The 15492-nt window shown below is 68.9% G+C and carries 12 protein-coding genes; 9 read left to right on the plus strand and 3 right to left on the minus strand.

What is annotated here, in order from left to right; all coding sequences use genetic code 11:
* Positions 1–1046 (minus strand): iron ABC transporter substrate-binding protein (locus ABD743_RS13210; RefSeq protein ID WP_344722225.1); only part of this gene is annotated, 1046 nt, incomplete at its 3' end.
* A 115-nt stretch (positions 1047–1161) separates the two neighbouring features.
* Here ABD743_RS13210 and ABD743_RS13215 point away from each other — a divergent pair.
* From ABD743_RS13215 to ABD743_RS13240, 6 genes are all read left to right on the plus strand, one after another.
* Positions 1162–1806 carry a response regulator gene (locus tag ABD743_RS13215; protein WP_344722227.1) on the plus strand — a complete coding sequence of 215 codons (645 nt, stop codon included), beginning with the start codon at positions 1162–1164 and terminating at the stop codon, positions 1804–1806.
* Positions 1806–3254 (plus strand): sensor histidine kinase, encoded by a 1449-nt coding sequence (locus ABD743_RS13220; protein ID WP_344722229.1) that lies wholly within the window; start codon positions 1806–1808, stop codon positions 3252–3254. Before ABD743_RS13215 ends, ABD743_RS13220 begins: the two co-directional genes overlap by 1 nt.
* Before the next feature lie 563 nt (positions 3255–3817).
* Complete coding sequence (locus ABD743_RS13225; RefSeq protein WP_344722231.1) at positions 3818–6184, plus strand: xanthine dehydrogenase family protein molybdopterin-binding subunit; 2367 nt, start codon at positions 3818–3820, stop codon at positions 6182–6184.
* On the plus strand, positions 6184–7014 hold the full coding sequence (locus tag ABD743_RS13230) for an FAD binding domain-containing protein (RefSeq protein WP_344722233.1): 831 nt from the start codon (positions 6184–6186) through the stop codon (positions 7012–7014). The genes ABD743_RS13225 and ABD743_RS13230 overlap by 1 nt, the downstream gene beginning before the upstream one ends.
* On the plus strand, positions 7007–7501 hold the full coding sequence (locus ABD743_RS13235) for a (2Fe-2S)-binding protein (RefSeq protein ID WP_344722235.1): 495 nt from the start codon (positions 7007–7009) through the stop codon (positions 7499–7501). Before ABD743_RS13230 ends, ABD743_RS13235 begins: the two co-directional genes overlap by 8 nt.
* A gap of 24 nt (positions 7502–7525) precedes the next feature.
* Positions 7526–8185, plus strand: coding sequence for an SRPBCC family protein (locus tag ABD743_RS13240; protein ID WP_344722237.1), 660 nt, complete (start codon positions 7526–7528; stop codon positions 8183–8185).
* On the opposite strand, the gene ABD743_RS13245 is transcribed toward ABD743_RS13240, so the two are convergent.
* Positions 8121–8816 carry a GntR family transcriptional regulator gene (locus tag ABD743_RS13245; RefSeq protein WP_344722239.1) on the minus strand — a complete coding sequence of 232 codons (696 nt, stop codon included), beginning with the start codon at positions 8814–8816 and terminating at the stop codon, positions 8121–8123. The two genes, ABD743_RS13240 and ABD743_RS13245, sit on opposite strands and share 65 nt — an antisense overlap.
* Before the next feature lie 729 nt (positions 8817–9545).
* On the opposite strand from ABD743_RS13245, the gene ABD743_RS13250 reads away from it, so the two are divergent.
* Positions 9546–10736 (plus strand): CynX/NimT family MFS transporter, encoded by a 1191-nt coding sequence (locus ABD743_RS13250; RefSeq protein ID WP_379659287.1) that lies wholly within the window; start codon positions 9546–9548, stop codon positions 10734–10736.
* A 387-nt stretch (positions 10737–11123) separates the two neighbouring features.
* Positions 11124–12101, plus strand: coding sequence for a GlxA family transcriptional regulator (locus ABD743_RS13255; RefSeq protein WP_344722242.1), 978 nt, complete (start codon positions 11124–11126; stop codon positions 12099–12101).
* Positions 12102–12475: 374 nt separating this feature from the next.
* Here ABD743_RS13255 and ABD743_RS13260 read toward each other — a convergent pair whose 3' ends face one another.
* Entirely contained in the window at positions 12476–13342 is an 867-nt protein-coding gene (locus ABD743_RS13260; RefSeq protein ID WP_344722244.1) for an alpha/beta fold hydrolase, read from the minus strand.
* A gap of 777 nt (positions 13343–14119) precedes the next feature.
* Between ABD743_RS13260 and ABD743_RS13265 the strand changes: the two genes are divergently transcribed.
* Positions 14120–15100 carry a squalene cyclase gene (locus ABD743_RS13265; protein ID WP_344722246.1) on the plus strand — a complete coding sequence of 327 codons (981 nt, stop codon included), beginning with the start codon at positions 14120–14122 and terminating at the stop codon, positions 15098–15100.
* Positions 15101–15492 lie beyond the last annotated feature (392 nt).

A 15492-nucleotide genomic window follows, 5' to 3' on the forward strand; every position in this document is an offset into this window, starting at 1 on the left:
CCGACCCGCTGCATCTCCGCAACGATCTTCGGACCGTTCAGCGCGTTGAGGTCGACGGCGGGGGCCTGCAGTTCCGCGATCGGCTTCAGCTTCGGGTTCGGCGCGACGTCGGCGCCGACGCTGTACTCCAGCGCGTTGCCGTCGGAGAGGATCTTCTGGCCCTCGGCGCCGCTCATGAACGCGAGGAACTGCTGGGCCTCTGCCGCGTGCTTGCTGGACTTCAGCACTCCGCCGCCGGAGACGCTCAGGAATGCGCCGGGATCCTGGTTGCCGAAGAACTCGAGCTTGGTGGCCGCGCTGTTCGCGCCGCCGTCGGCCTGGTCGCCGTACCAGTAGTAGTGGTAGATCACCCCGCCGGGCACCTCACCGGTGTTGGCGGCCTGCATGATCGTGCTGTTGCCGCGGTAGATCTTGGCGTTGTCCTTGAGGCCCTGCAGCCAGGCGGCGCCGGCGGCGTCGCCCTGGGTGAGGTAGACGGCGCTGACGATGGCCTGGAAGTCGGCGCCTGCCGGCGCGATGCCGAACTTGCCCTTCCACTCCGGCTTCGCGAGATCCATGATCGACTTCGGGAGCTGGGCGTCGGTCAGCGTGGTGGAGTTGTAGACGAACACGGTCGATCGGGCGGCGACGCCGACCCAGTCGCCCTTGCTCGACGAGTACTGCGCCGGGACCTGCGCCTTCGTCGCCGGGTCGACCGGGGCGAACAGGTCCTTGCTCGAGACGAGGGACATCGCAGGCGAGTTCTCGGTGATGAAGACGTCGGCGGGCGAGGCCGCGCCCTCGGCCACGATCTGGTTCGCGAGGTCGAAGTCGCTGCCGTTGCGGAGCTCGACCGTGATCCCGGTCTTGGCCTTGAACGCGTCGGCCCAGGCCTGGCCGACCTCCTCGTGCTGGGCGTTGTAGAGCACCAGCGTGGTGTCGGAGGCGGCGGGCGCGGCGCTCGCCGGGGCGGCGGCGGACTCACCGCCGCCGCCACCGCAGGCGGCGAGCCATAGCACTGCCGCGGTGGCTGCAGCGGTGAGAAGGTGACGTCTTGCGGGGCGCACGGGGCTCCTTCTACGGGGGGCGAACGGGGGTGCCGCCCCGGGTGTCGACGTCCGTCGGCGGTTCGAAGGAAGGTTAGGCTTCAACAACTGAGGATTGCCTCCCTAGAATTGGGGGGTGACGGCCCCGACCGAGATTCTGCCGAGCCGAACCTCGGTCCTCCTGCTCGACGACCACCGGGTGTTCACGGATCTGCTCGAGCTCAGCCTCGGCCTGCAGCCGGATCTCCGATGTGTCGCTGTCGCCCATACCGTGCACGAGGGCCTGGTCAAGGCAGCCGCGGTGGAGTTCGACGTCGCCGTGGTGGACCTGCAGCTGCCCGATGGGGGTGGGCTGGACGTGATCCCCAGGCTGCGCGAGCTGCGTCCGGCCTCCCGGATCGTGGTGCTCACCGCTCACCCCCGCGCGGACCTCGCCGAGCGCTCCATCGCAGCGGGTGCGGTCGCCTTCCTGGGCAAGGACGCCGCTCTGCCCCGCATCCTGCAGGCCCTGCGCACCGCCGACGCGGACCGGCCGGTGGTCGAGGCACACGTCCGCGGGCCCGCGGAGCGCATCGAGCTGACACACCGGGAGTACGACGTGCTCCGCGAGCTCGGCCAGGGCCGCGATGCCACCCGGATCGCCGCGGCGCTCGGCATCTCGGTGCACACCACGCGCGACCACATCAAGGCCGTCATGGCGAAGCTCGGGGTGCACAGCCAGCTCGACGCCGTGGTCTCGGCCGAGCGCCTCGGCCTCATCACGCTCGGATCGCGGTTCTGATGGCCGGGCTGGTGCTGCGCCGAACCCTTCTCCGTCATCTGCTGATCACGCTTATCGTCGCTCTGGTGCTGTCCGGCATCACAGCCTTCGGTGTCCTGCGTTTCGCCGAGGACGAGGCCCGCCGTACGGCCGAGAAGGTGGGGCGGCAGATCGCCTCTGCGGTCCTGGTCCCGTTGTCGAAGCGGCACCTCGGGCAACCCGGCGAGTTCGTTCGCGACGACCTGTTGGCGGACCTGGCACCCTTCCTGAGTTCCGGGATGATCGAGCGGGTCAAGGTCTTCACCGTCGACGGCGGCACCGCCCGGATCGTGTTCTCGGACGAGCAGCGAATCGAAGGCCACACCGGCTCCCTCCGCCCGGAGCTCGCCGCACGGCTGGATCGCGACGAGGTCGTCGTCCAAGAGGTCCCGGACGACCCGGAGCACACCTACGAGCGGAGCCTGCCCGGCGATCGGTTCGAGGTCTACTTCGGATTCCGGGACGCGGGCGGCACGCCCACCCGGCTCGAGGTCTACGTGCCGGTCGCGGTCGGCGAGACGACCAGGTACGCGGTCGCGGAGCTCGTGCCGCTGGTGCTGACGGGGCTCGTGCTTGTCGCGCTGGCCACGGTCCCGTTGTCCATCGCGCTCGCGCGCCGGATGGAACGGGACCGCGCGGAACAGCGGGCCGTCCGGGACTACGGGCTGGCCGCCGCCGAGCTCGCCCGCAGAGACCTGGCTCAGCGCCTGCACGACGGCGTCATCCCCGACCTCGCCGGGGCGAGCCTGCTGCTGGAGGCGATCCGCGCCGAGGGGCTTCGCACGGGCGGCGAGGCGCCGTGGGAGCTGATCGGCCGCGCCCAGGGCCTCGTCGCCGCGGACGTCCGGCGCTTACGGGGGCTGCTCGACGAGCTGGTCCCGGCGTGTTCCGTCGCCGACGACCTGGGCGGTGCCCTGCGTGACCTGGTCGACCAGCTCGACAGTTCGTCGTCAGCCGGAGCCCGCGGCGTGCCGACAGTGACCATCGAGGTGCCCGAAGGTCTCCGTCCCTCCGAAGCGGCCGCCGTACTCGTCCACCGGATCGCCGGTGAGCTGCTCCGTAACGCCGTGCGGCACGCCGGCGCCGGCTCGGTGCGGATCAGGATCGCGTCCGGGGACAAGGGATCGATCGAGCTGACCGTGGCCGACGACGGGTCGGGGTTCGACCCGAGCCGGGCACGCCGGCACGGTCACATCGGCCTGCAGTTGGTGCAGCAGGTCGCGCGGGACAGTGCAGGCACGCTGGAGATCGACTCCCGCCCCGGGCTGGGCACGGTCGTGCGGGTGACGATCCCGCAGAACCCGCGCCCGTGGTCGGCAGAGTCGACCTCCGCGGTCGCCTCCTCGACAACGGCCGGCCGATCACCTGGATCGCGCTCGCTCTCGCGTCGTCACCTCTCGCCCACGAGGCTCCGCGACCGCGCACGGTGACCTGCCCGAGCCCGGGGGGCCGACCGGCCGGAATCGCCCGGACCGGTTCCCGCCATGCACGACCTCGCGGGGGACATCGAGCACGAGGCACTGGATTCTCCGGGTGACCCCACGCACCCGGCAGGCAGTGCCTCGCGCTCGACGAGCTCGCCGAACCCGTCGGGTCGACGACGACGACGCGCGACAGAGATCGGCAGTACGCATCAGTGTCGCGCGAGGCCAGCGCCAGATGGTATGCCACATGCGAATCCATGCCGAGTGTAAGTGGCAGACGTCGCCGCAACTGGCGCGTAGAGAAAATCTGCCCGTCCGAAAGCTGTCGCACGCCTGCCGACCCGGCAGATCAGCAAAATCGACGCTGACCTGCATGTATGGCGATCGGTAGCGACACGGCGGAGATCACCCACGCGCCGGAGAGTGGTCGACCGGTGCTGATCGAAAGCCGTGCGCCATTGAAGGATGGCATACAATCGAGCAACTGCAATCGAGGAGGGACCGAGACACCGGCCGACAGGACCGCACCCGTGACCGGGATGGCCGGCCGGGATGAGGGAGAAGAGTTGATGGAACCCACCACAAGGCGCCGCCATGGAGTCGGCGCCCGTGAGCCCCGGCGCGAGGATGCGCGGCACCTGGCCGGGCGGGGCTCGTTCGTCGCGGATCTGCGGTTGCCCGGGCTGTGTGAGGTCGCTTTCGTCCGCAGCCAGACGGCGCACGGACGCCTGGTGTCGGTCACCCCGCCCGACGGTGCCGGCACCGCGGTCTGGACCGCCGCCGAGCTCGCGGAGATCGCCGAGCCGCTGACCGCGACCTCCACACTGCCCGGATTCCGCACGGCGCCGTTGCCGAACCTCGCGGTGGACAAGGTGCGCTACGTGGGCGAGCCGATCGCGCTGGCGATCGCCGCCACGCGGGCCGAAGCCGAGGACCTGGCGGCCGCGGTGCTCGTCGACGTCGAGCCGCTGCCCGCCGTCGCAGACTTCCGCACCGCGCTGGCCGGGCGGTCTCTCGTGCACGACGACTGGCCGGACAACGTCTTCGCTTCGACGTCAGGCGACTTCGGTGACGTGGACGGTGCGGCCGAGGCGGCTCATGTGTCGATCACCCGCGAGTACACGATGAACCGGCAGGCCGTCGTGCCGCTGGAGACCCGTGGCGTGGCGGCCTACTACGACCGCGCGGCCGACCAGCTCACCGTGTGGTCCTCGACCCAGACGCCCCACATGATCCGGGACATGATCGCCCTCCAGTTGGGGGTGGAGAGCCGGCGGGTGCGGGTGATCGCGCCCGACATGGGTGGTGGCTTCGGTTCGAAGTGCTCGGTCTATCCCGAGGAGATCACGCTCGCTGCGATCGCTCTGCAGCTGGACCACCCGATCCGCTGGGTCGAGGACCGCTGGGAGGGGATGGTGGCTTCCACGCAGGCTCGTGACCATTTCTATCGGGTCACGGCACATGCAGCCGAGGACGGCACGCTGCTGGGTGTCGACGCCGAGATCGTGGTGGACAGTGGCGCCTACTCGGTGCACCCGTGGACCGCGACGATGGACGCGACGATGGCTTCCGCCATGATCCCCGGCCCCTATCGCCTGCGGAACTACCGGTTCCGCACCCGGAGCGTGGCCAGCAACAAGACCCCGTCCGGCCCGTATCGCGGAGTGGCGCGGCCGGGTGCGTGCTTCGCCATCGAGCGCACCCTTGACGACCTCGCGTACGAGCTGGGCATCGAGCCCCACGTCATCCGCGAGCGCAACATGGTCACCCCGGCCGAGATGCCCTACACGTCGGTGACGAACAAGGTCTACGACAGCGGCAACTACGCCGAGGCGCTCCACCGGGCCGCCGCACTGATCGGCCACGACGCCTGGCGGGCGCGTCAGCGTGACGTTCCACGCGACGCCGGCCACCGCATCGGCATCGGCTTCGGGTCGTTCACCGAGCAGACCGCCCACGGCTGTATCGAGTGGGCGTCGCGAGGCCTGGCGGTCACGATCGGCACCGAGAGCGCGCGGCTGGAGATGGACGCCACCGGGACGTTCACCCTGTCCGTCGGCATCAAGAGCCACGGTCAGAGCCTCGAGACGACGTTGGCGCAGGTCGTCAGCGAGGTGTTCGACATCGATCCGGCCCGGATCACCGTGCTGCACGGCGACACCGCCCTCACCCCACGCGGCGACGGCACGTTCGCCTCCCGGTCGATGGTCATGGCCGGCGGTGCCACCTATGGCGCCGCATCCGAGCTCGCGGCCAAGGTGAAACGCATCGCCGCCGTGCTGCTCAGCGAAGAGGTCGGCAGTCTCGAGCTCCGCGACGGCGCTGTGCACGCCCGCGGCCGCTCGATCCCTTACGCGAATCTCGCCAAGGAGTTCCTGTTCACGCCCGACCACGTGCCCGGGGTGGACGCGGGCCTGGAGGTCACCTACTTCTACCGGTCCGAGGTGCAGACCGGCGCGTTCACCTACGCCACGCACGCGGTGGTGGTCGACGTCGACCTGGACACCGGCGATGTGACCCTGCTCGACTACGCGATCGTCGAGGACTGCGGCACCGTCGTGAACCCGCAGGTGGTCGACGGCCAGCTCATCGGCGGGATCGCCCAGGGCATCGGCACCGCGCTGCTGGAGGAGCTCGTCTACGACGCCGACGGGCAACCGAAGTCCACCAGCTTCCTGGACTACCTGCTTCCCGGTGCCACCGAAGTACCGGAGATCAAGATCGAGCACCTCGAGACGCCGTCGCCGTACACCGTCTTCGGCATGAAGGGCGCGGGAGAAGGCGGCGCGATCGCCCCGCCGGCCGCGATCGCCAACGCGGTCACCGATGCGCTGCGCGAGTTCGGTGCGCTCGTCAACGAGACACCGATGACGCCGGCCCGGGTGTGGGCGGCGCTGGAGAGCGCGCGCAAGCCGGACGTGGAGGAGGCAGCCTGATGAAGCCGGCGCCCTTCACCTATCACCGGCCGGCCTCCGTGGCCGAGGCGGTCCAGCTGCTGCACGCCCTCGAGGACGCGAAGGTCCTGGCCGGTGGCCAGAGCCTGCTGCCGATCATGAACATGCGACTGGCCGAACCTTCGCATCTGGTCGACATCACCGGGATCGCCGAGCTGCGGACACCCGCGGTGGACGACGCGGGCGCCCGCTACGGATCCGCCACCACGCACATGATGGTCGAGGACCAGCTGGTACCCGATGTGACGGACGGCCTGCTTCCGCATGCTGCCGCCGGGATCGGCTACCGGGCGGTCCGGACCCGGGGGACCGTCGGTGGCAGCCTGGCGCACTCCGACTCCAGCGCCGAGTGGCCCACGGTCATGTCCGCTCTGGACGCCGCGGTGCTCGCGGTGTCGACGCGAGGGCAGCGGCGGATCCCGGTGCGCGAGCTGTTGATCGGGTTCTTCTCCACCACCCTCGACGTGGACGAGCTGATCGTCGCCGTCGAGGTTCCGCGACTTTCCCCGGACACCACATGGGGGATGTACAAGATGGCCAGGAAGCCCGGGGAGTTCGCCGAGTCGCTGGCCGTGGCACTTCGCCGGCCGGACGGCGACGAGTTGTGGCTGGGAGCCGCGCGTGACACCCCCGTGCGGCTGCGGCACACCGAGACCGTGATCGCGGACCGTCCCGCGCCCGAGACCACCGTCGCCGACCTTGTCGACGCCGTCGGTGCGGACACCGGCAGCGAAGGACATTCCCGGCAGCTGCACGCGGTGGCCACTCTCCGCGCGCTGCGGGCCGCTGAACGAGAGGCCTCTCATGCCTGACAACGATCACGTCACCGTCCAGCTCACCGTCAACGGCCAGAAGCTGGAGGTCACGGTGCCCTCGCGCACCACGCTGGCCGACCTGTTGCGCGACCACCTGCACCTGACCGGCACCCATCTTGGCTGCGAGCAGGGCGTGTGCGGTGCCTGCACGGTGCGGGTGGACGACCTGCCCATGCGGTCCTGCCTCACCCTGGCCGCCTCCTGCCAGGACGCCGAGGTGGTGACGATCGAAGGGCTCTCCGACGCCGACGCCGACCGGGTGCGTGCCGCGTTCTCGCAGGAAGGCGCGCTGCAATGCGGCTTCTGCACACCGGGAATGGTGATCGCCGCGCACGACCTGGTGCGCCGCAGGGAGTGCCTCTCCCGCGACCAGATCTGCACCGGGATGTCGGGGAACGTCTGCCGCTGCACCGGTTACAACGGCATCGTCCGCGCGGTGCACCGGGCGACCGAGAGCGGCCTCGACAACGAGACCGCCGGTTGAGACCGGCCGCTGGAAGGAGTCCGAATGGAGCTCGTCAATGAGTTCACCGTTCCCGCCACCCCGGCGGATGCGTGGACGCTGCTCACCGACGTCGAGCGCATCGCGCCGTGTCTGCCCGGCGCGACCGTCGAGTCACAGGGGGAAGACACCTATACCGGCGCGGTGTCGGTCAAAGTCGGCCCGATCAAGGTCGGATACGACGGCACCGTGGCGTTCCGCGAACTGGATCGCGCTGCGTTGCGCATGGTGCTCGGCGCGCGGGGCAAGGAGCGGACCGGCAAGGGCTCGGCCGCCGCGGTGATCACCGTTGATCTGCACGACGACGGCGGGGGCGGCACCAGGGTGCAGGTCCGCACGGACCTGCAGATCACCGGCAAGATCGCGCAGTTCGGCCGCAGCGCGATGGCCGACATCTCCACCCGCCTGATCGACCAGTTCGCGGCCAACCTCGCGTCGCTGTTCAGTGCAGACCCGACGCAGGACGCCGCCGAAGCGCTCAGCGTGCCTACTGCGGGGCCGGCAGCGGCGACGGCCGCCGAGCTGGATGCGCTCGCGCTCGCCGGGCCGTTGCTGCGTCGGACCGTGGCGCCGGCGCTCGGCTTCGGTGTGGGAGTCCTGCTTACGTGGCTGGTGGCTCGGGTACGAGTTGCTCGTACTTCAGTACTGCCCGCTGCGCAGTCCTGATGTGCACCTTCATGATCATTTCCGCGGTCTCGCCATCGTGCTCGCGAAGTGCGTCGACGAGCTCGCGGTGATGTCCGAGGCTGCGCCAGAGGTCACGCTCGGTGTAGCGCAGGTACGTACGCCGCACCAGCGGCAGGCCGAAAACCCCGTTGAGCAGGAAGATCAGACTGTCGTTGCGGGTGGCATCGAGGACCAGCGAGTGGAACTCGTTGTTCAGGGTGGCCGCCCTCTCCCGCGTCGAGTCGTTCTCGGTGATGGCCTTCTCGTACTCGACGAGGTTGGATTCGAGCTTCTCCAGCATGGACGAGTCGATCTTCCGGGCGGCGATCGAGGCGACGTATCCCTCCGTGATCGCGCGCAACCCGTAGATCTCGATGATCTGCTCACGGGACCAGGCCACCACCTGCGCACCCCGGTTCCGCTCCAGGCGGACCAGGCCCTCCGAGCTCAGCTTGCTCAGCGCCTCACGAACAGGTGTCCGGCTCACGCCCATTGCTTCGGCGAGCGACCTCTCTCGGAGCCAGCTGCCGGGAGCGAACTCGCCCGTAGCCAGCCGCTCGACGATTTCGGCATACGTGCGGCGCGCCGCCGAGGATTCCCCGTCCGGAACAGCACTCTCGTCAACTGTCATCGTCGCCCACCTCCTCTGACCAGCGAGTTTACCGACCGTCCCCAGCGAGACACGAGGAGTTCCTCCATGTCCGCGCGGGCCTGTTCGTGTCGAGCGAGCTGCTCGGAGCTTTCGGCCTGTCGGCAGGCGTGTTCGGCGCCGGTGTCGAGGCCATTGTCCTCCGGATAGCGGAGGCGGCACGCGCTCGCGAAGCTCTTGGGTGCAGCTGGAACCAGATGGTATGCCATCGCGGATGGCCGGGCTCCTCCAGCATCGGCGCCACCGAGGCCGTCACATCTGCGGAGCGGACCACTGGATTGATCCGACAGGTCAGCCACCGTTTCACGACCTGGGACCACTAACGATCAATGAGCTGAAAGTCATCCGCTGACTACCGGAAGTCACAACGCCGCCATGGCTCAGATCACAGCTGAATGGTATGCCATCAAGATAGGCTGTGTGAACTAGTTGCCCGCGCCGTGACGGAGATCGTGGCCCCGCGCGCCGCTTCCCCAGAGCGCTCGAAGCGACGAATCGCGCAGTCGGTTGAAGCGGCCATGCCGACCGTTCTCGGCCGCGAAATGGGGTCGACCGACAAGCCGATCCGCCGTCGAGATCGGCATTGAGCAGCATCCGCTGTAGAGACAAGGAGTTTCTGTGTCAAATGAGGCGCAAACGCGTCGCGGTCGGGCGCAACACCAGGACGACGGCCAGGTCGGGCGAGAACATCAACGGGGGCCGATCACACCGATGTCCACGACGTCCAGTGCATTACCGCGGGCTACGCGCCTCCCAGTCTTGTGGGTCGCGGCGGCCGTCATGCTCTTTGCGGTGAATCTGCGCCCCGCTGTGGTCGCTGTGTCCCCCCTTCTGGGCGGGATCCGGACGAGCGCCGGGCTGTCGGGCACCACGGCCGGCTTCCTGACCGCCCTGCCAGTGCTCTGCTTCGGCCTGCTCGCTCCGACTGCCCCGAGACTGTCCCGGCGCATCGGGCTCGAACGGACGTTGCTCTGTGCTCTGGTTCTGCTCTGTGCCGGATGTGCGGTACGCATGATCGACGCGGTGACGGCCCTGTTCGTAGGAACGGCGATGGTGGGGGCGGCGATCGCCCTCGGGAACGTGTTGCTTCCCTCGTTGGTCAAGCGCGATTTCGCCCACCGGACCGGCCTCATGATGGGCCTGTTCACGATGGCGATCTCCGCGGGCGGCGCCCTTGCAGCCGGTGTCACGGTGCCGGTTGCCAGAGCCGCCGGGTTGGAGTGGCACCTCGCGCTCGGGATGTGGGGGCTGCTGGCCGTACTGGCGGTGCTGTGGTGGCTCCCCGCTCTCCGTGTGGTGACCCGATCGGGCGGGACGGCCGGCGCACGGGTCCGCGGCTTCTGGCGCAGCGGTCTGGCCTGGCAAGTGACCGCATTCATGGGGCTGCAGTCGGCAAGCTATTACGCAATCACGTCGTGGCTTCCCGCTGTGCTCGTCGGCCGTGGGTTCGATACCGCGACGGCCGGGCTGATGTTGTCGTTGGCCAGTTGCACAGGAATCGTCGGCAACATGGTCGTGCCGGTCGTGGCCATGCGGTATCGCAAGCAACGTCTACTGGCCGTCGGGATCGCAGCGGTCGCGGCCGTGGGGTTGCTGGGCGTGATTGCAGTGCCGGGCGCAGAAGCCATCTCGATCGCCATACTCGGGCTGGGGCAGAACGCCGCATTCGCGCTGGCTATAACGTATATGGCGCTGCGTTCCCGGGATGCGGCGGAGACGTCGCAGCTGTCGAGCATGGCGCAGACCGTCGGATATGTCATTGCGGCGACCGGACCGTTCGCCATGGGAGCCTTGCACGACCTCACGGGAGCATGGACGGTGCCACTCCTGGTGATGTTGGCGATGTTCGTCCCGCAGGGGATTCTCGGTCTGCTCGCCGGGCGCGACCGCGTCGTCGTATAGCGTATTCAGTCTGCGATCCATCACTCGTGGGTGGATTGAGTGGCGATCACGCGCATTGCGATCGGTTTGATTGGACGGCCTGCCGCGAGATTGACCGCATCTGGTGTTCTCGTGGCGTGATCTGTGCGAACCGCGAGGGAGCGGCGAGGCATAGTTGCTCAGGTGGATGTGTGCGACCGAGAGCTTCGCATAGAAGAAGACAATAGGCGCTCTGCTCGATTTTCAGGTCCGGCGAACCCGCGCGCTGGACAGGGTGACCGACGCATTCGAGTGAGCGAATTGATGAACGTGAGTGGGGTGCCCGTCGGATGTGGAAGCCCTGGGAGACAGCACAGGGTGGCACTGGTAGTCCTGGACAGCACGCTCGTCCTCGATCTGGCGATCCCGATGCAGGCGTTCGGCAAGGCCACCTTCACCGAACTGCGCGGCCAGGCGAATCCGCCTTACGACGTTGTGCTCTGCGGCGACGTGTCGACCACGGGCAGCGCCGAACTCGGCTCAGGGGTGGGCGATCTGGCGCCGGTGGAGGAGATCGTGACGGCGGACACCGTCGTGATACCCGGCCTGCAAGATCCGCTGACGGCCCAGAACCCGGCAGTGCTGCAGGCAGTCGGCGACGCCGCGAGGTCTGGTTCCCGGATGATCTCGCTGTGTGCCGGAGCGTTCGTTCTCGGGCAGGCCGGGCTGCTCGACGGCCGGCGGGTGACCACGCATTGGCTGTTGGCCGACGCGTTCCGCGCAGCGTTTCCCCGAACCGAGCTGGTGGAAGACGCCGTCTATGTCGACGACGGAGACATTCTGAGCTCAGGCGACATGCCGGCCGCCGTCGACCTGTGCCTTCACGTGCTCCGCTCCGATCTCGGTGCCGCCTACTCCTACGGCGTGGCCCGCCTGCTGATCCGCACACCGGAGGACAGGTATCCAGCACGGTCGGCCTGCCCGTCGCCCGTTGCCAAATCGGATGACTCGCTCGCATCCCTGCTCGACTGGCTGACCGAGCACCTGCACGAGCACCTCGATCTACAACGCATTGCGGAACGCGCGCACCTCAGTACGCGCACGCTGCTGCGGCATTTTCGTGCCCACACGGGCTTGACGCCCCACGCGTGGATCATCCAGCGGCGGGTCGAGGCCGCACGGTCCTTGCTCGAGGAAACCGATCTCAGCGTGTTGCAGGTCGCCGACAACACCGGTTTCGGTTCCGCGGAGACGATGCGGCGTGCGTTCGCGGTTCGCGTGGGAGTCAGCCCCCGCGACTATCGCAGCGTCACCCGCCGGCTTCACCACGCGCCATCTACCGTCAGCACCGCCGATGCCGGTGCGCATCACGGGACAGGTGCCCGGCCCGATCACGGGAGCGTTTGACCGGATATGTGGCGCGTCAGGACGTACACAGGCGCTCTTCTGCTGGACCGCGCCGGCTCGGCCGCGGCACCGGTGGTGCACATCCAGCACGATGCCGGCGAGGGCGCGCCTTTCGGCGTCCGCGCCGAGATCGGGGCGAACGCCGGGCGCCGTCGTACCCCCGCCGAGGCGAGACCGTGATCATCGAGAACTGTTCGTGGCACCGAAGTGGACGATCGCCTGCAGCGTGCCGCAGTCCGCGCCGCGTACCTACAGGTCGCGAGCCTTGCTGCGCTCGCCGACCTGTTCGCGGTGGTGATGGCCGACAGTTCGGCGATTTCGGGCTGATCCGCCGACCCGGCGCCGCAAACCGTGGGGTTCTGGGCGGAGTGGCGTTACGAGCCGTCGAGCACCTCGCGCAGCCGCTGGGCGAAGCCGTCCGGCTCGCCCCGCATGCCGTACTCGCCGCCCAGGAACCCTCCGTGGTCACCCGGGAAGCGGACGAGCTCGGCCCCGATCGCCTCGGCGAGCGCGTCCGCGCCGCGCGCTGCCATCGTCTGGCCGGAGGCCTCGCCGCGGGCCATCACGATGCGCGTGCCGGCGGCCCGCAGTGCGTCCATGTCCGGCTGGTAACCCGTGCAGTTGCGCAGGTTCTGCCCGAGGAGGGCGTCGTCGCGGCTGCCGTCGTCCTCGACCGGCAGACCGAACTGCGCGGGGTCGAGCGGCGGGAACCGGAAGCCGTCGGGCAACTCCCCGTCGAAACTGACGATGAAGATGAACTTGGCCATCGCCGGCCCCAACCCGTCGCGCTGATAGGTCTGGTGCATGTCCTCGATCACCGACGCGAACGCCTGGTGGTCACGCAGCATCGTGGCCAGCGGCGGCTCGTGGGCGACCAACGTGTGTACCTGCTCGCCGTGCTCGGCCACCCAGGCGAGGGAGTTGACCGCGCCGCCGCTGCTGGCGAGCACGTCGACCGGCCCGCTGCCGATCGCCTCGACGACCCGCCGCAGATCACCGGCGTGATCGCCCGGCGTGATCTCGCCGTTGCCGTCGGTGCGAGTGCTGCGACCGGTCCCCCGGGGGTCGTAGGTGACGACCGGGCGGTCGGGGAAGTGGCCGGCCAGCGTGATGAATCCCGTCGCGTCCATGGGGGAGCCGATGAGCAGCAACGGTCTGGCGTCGCCGAGGTCGCCGCGGACGTCATACGTGATCGTGGCGCCGGGTGCGTCGAGGGTGTGGGTGGTGATGGCGGCGGTCATGGTCGGCCCTCCTGGGCGATCGGTTGGCGTGCAGCATGTCGACCATCGGCAGGCCCGGAACTCATCGGTACCGGTCGAGGTCGGTGTGACAGCCCACCTGTCCGCGGCGAGCCGACGTAGATCAGCGTTGACGGACACGGGGCCACGGGACGTCCACGGCGCGTTCCGTTGTACCGGCCGGCGGGTACCGGACGGTTCCGGTCAGCACCCAGACGCTTGTCCTGCTCGCTGTGATGCCACTCACAGGAAGTCGCGCGATGGTGGGTAGCGCTGCGATCGGGAGGCGCGCCGATGCAGCCAGGTCCGGACGTGCTGTTCCGATCTTCTGACCGCGCAGGGAGCAAGAAATGAACATCTGCATGCGTTGCGGCTGGTTGATCCCCAACGACTGCACGTGCCGCCGACAGGCGGACGAACTCTCCGCGGTCCGTCTCAAGGGCGTCGTGGCCGCCAGGCATCGGACGTCGGTCGCCCGCGCCTACAGGTCGGGGTGGCCGGCCGAGCGAGCACCCGATGACCAGGAGGACGCAGCGGCGGGGTGAGCCCATCGATGCACGCGAGCTCGGACCGCGCTGATCGTCATGAGGTCCGAGCGGTGAGGACCCACGCACGGTTGAAGGCCTGGGCGTGCTCGCGGCCGCGCCGATCGTTGAAGCGCCGCTCGTGATCCGACATCTCCAGCGCGTGGTGCAGTGCCGCCATCTGCGCCGGGAGTCACCGGCTTCCGCGATGACCACGCGCCCTCGACCACGACATCGACGCCGCTAATGTCACGCCATGGTGACCCCGGCCCTGATCGCGTGGCTCCGCGATTCTGATCCGGCCTTGCGCTGGCAGGTCGAGCGCGACCTCATGTGCGAACCGCCCGAGGTCTGGGAAGCAACGCGCGCAAGGATCGCGACCGAAGGCTTCGGCGCGCGCCTCCTCGCCTTCCAGGACCCGGACGGGCAATGGGCGGGCGGCGCGTACTTCCCCGGCGGCTTCGACTTTCACGGTCCTGAAGCGGCAGAGGATGCCGGCCAGCCCTGGACGGCGACGACGTGGACACTCAACTCGTTGCGGGAGTGGGGCCTCGATTCCGCTGTCCTGCGGGAGCGTCGCACGGCCGAGCTTCTCGCCGAGAACAGCCGGTGGGAGTACGAGAACCTCCCGTACTGGGGCGGCGAGGTCGACTGCTGCATCAATGCCGTGACGGTCTCCAACGGCCTGTGGCTCGGCGCCGACATCACCGGCATCGTCGACTGGTTCCTCGAGCATCGACTGCCCGACGGTGGCTGGAACTGCGAGTGGGTCGAGGGCTCGACGCGATCGTCGTTTCACTCGACGCTCAACTCCCTCAAGGGTCTGCTCGCCTACGACGTCGCGACCGGAGGCACGGACGCCACGCGCGCTGCCCGGCACGGGGGCGAGGAGTACCTCCTGCAGCGCGGGCTCTTCCGCCGGCTCTCGACGGGCGAACCGGTGGCACCGTGGGTGGACGGCTTCGCATACCCGTTCCGCTGGTTCTACAACGTGCTCAACGCGGCCGAGTACTTCCGCCAGGCTTCACTGCTCGACGGTGCGACACCGGACCCGCGCATGGCCGACGCAATCGAGCTGATCCGGGGCGCCCGGCAGCCGGACGGCACCTGGCTCCAGGCCCGCCGGCACCCCGGACGGGTGTGGTTCGAGGTCGACGTGCCGGCGGGGGAGCCGTCGAAATGGCTGACCCTGTTCGGGACACGAGTGCTCGCCTGGTGGGACTCGCACACTCCCTAGCCGGAGTCACAGGCCGCCACACACACCTCGTGGCCGCCGCACACATGTCCGAACGTGTGCACGGTCGCCACGACGTCTGTGCCGCCGGGCGTAGGGGGTGGCCGGAGGCGTCGCCCATTTGGTGTTCGGGTCGGTACTCTGCGTGACGGGGTGCAGCCGTTTGCGCAGGTCAACACCTAAATGGGGGGGGGCGGTTGAACGGCCCTCGAAGGCATCGCGTAACTTTCTCTTCGTCAGCGAGACACCGGACAGAACGAAGGCCCTAGCGGCCCCGGTCAACAGGGCTCACTGACCGCCCCCTCTACAGGGACCCCCCGGGAAATGTACGTGTCCGGTGGGTGTACAGTGGAGGAATCAAGCCCCGGCTTACCGCTTTAGGGTGGTAGATGGTG

This window comes from Pseudonocardia yunnanensis (genome assembly GCF_039534065.1).
GTDB classification, from domain to species: domain Bacteria; phylum Actinomycetota; class Actinomycetes; order Mycobacteriales; family Pseudonocardiaceae; genus Pseudonocardia; species Pseudonocardia yunnanensis.

Excerpts from the sequence above, each read along its gene's own strand:
- ABD743_RS13220 (WP_344722229.1), top strand. The coding sequence starts at position 1,806 with ATGGCCGGGCTGGTGCTGCGCCGAACCCTTCTCCGTCATCTGCTGATC.
- ABD743_RS13225 (WP_344722231.1), top strand. The coding sequence starts at position 3,818 with ATGGAACCCACCACAAGGCGCCGCCATGGAGTCGGCGCCCGTGAGCCC.
- ABD743_RS13230 (WP_344722233.1), top strand. The coding sequence starts at position 6,184 with ATGAAGCCGGCGCCCTTCACCTATCACCGGCCGGCCTCCGTGGCCGAG.
- ABD743_RS13235 (WP_344722235.1), top strand. The coding sequence starts at position 7,007 with ATGCCTGACAACGATCACGTCACCGTCCAGCTCACCGTCAACGGCCAG.
- ABD743_RS13240 (WP_344722237.1), top strand. The coding sequence starts at position 7,526 with ATGGAGCTCGTCAATGAGTTCACCGTTCCCGCCACCCCGGCGGATGCG.
- ABD743_RS13245 (WP_344722239.1), bottom strand. The coding sequence starts at position 8,816 with ATGACAGTTGACGAGAGTGCTGTTCCGGACGGGGAATCCTCGGCGGCG.
- ABD743_RS13250 (WP_379659287.1), top strand. The coding sequence starts at position 9,546 with ATGTCCACGACGTCCAGTGCATTACCGCGGGCTACGCGCCTCCCAGTC.
- ABD743_RS13255 (WP_344722242.1), top strand. The coding sequence starts at position 11,124 with ATGCAGGCGTTCGGCAAGGCCACCTTCACCGAACTGCGCGGCCAGGCG.
- ABD743_RS13260 (WP_344722244.1), bottom strand. The coding sequence starts at position 13,342 with ATGACCGCCGCCATCACCACCCACACCCTCGACGCACCCGGCGCCACG.
- ABD743_RS13265 (WP_344722246.1), top strand. The coding sequence starts at position 14,120 with ATGGTGACCCCGGCCCTGATCGCGTGGCTCCGCGATTCTGATCCGGCC.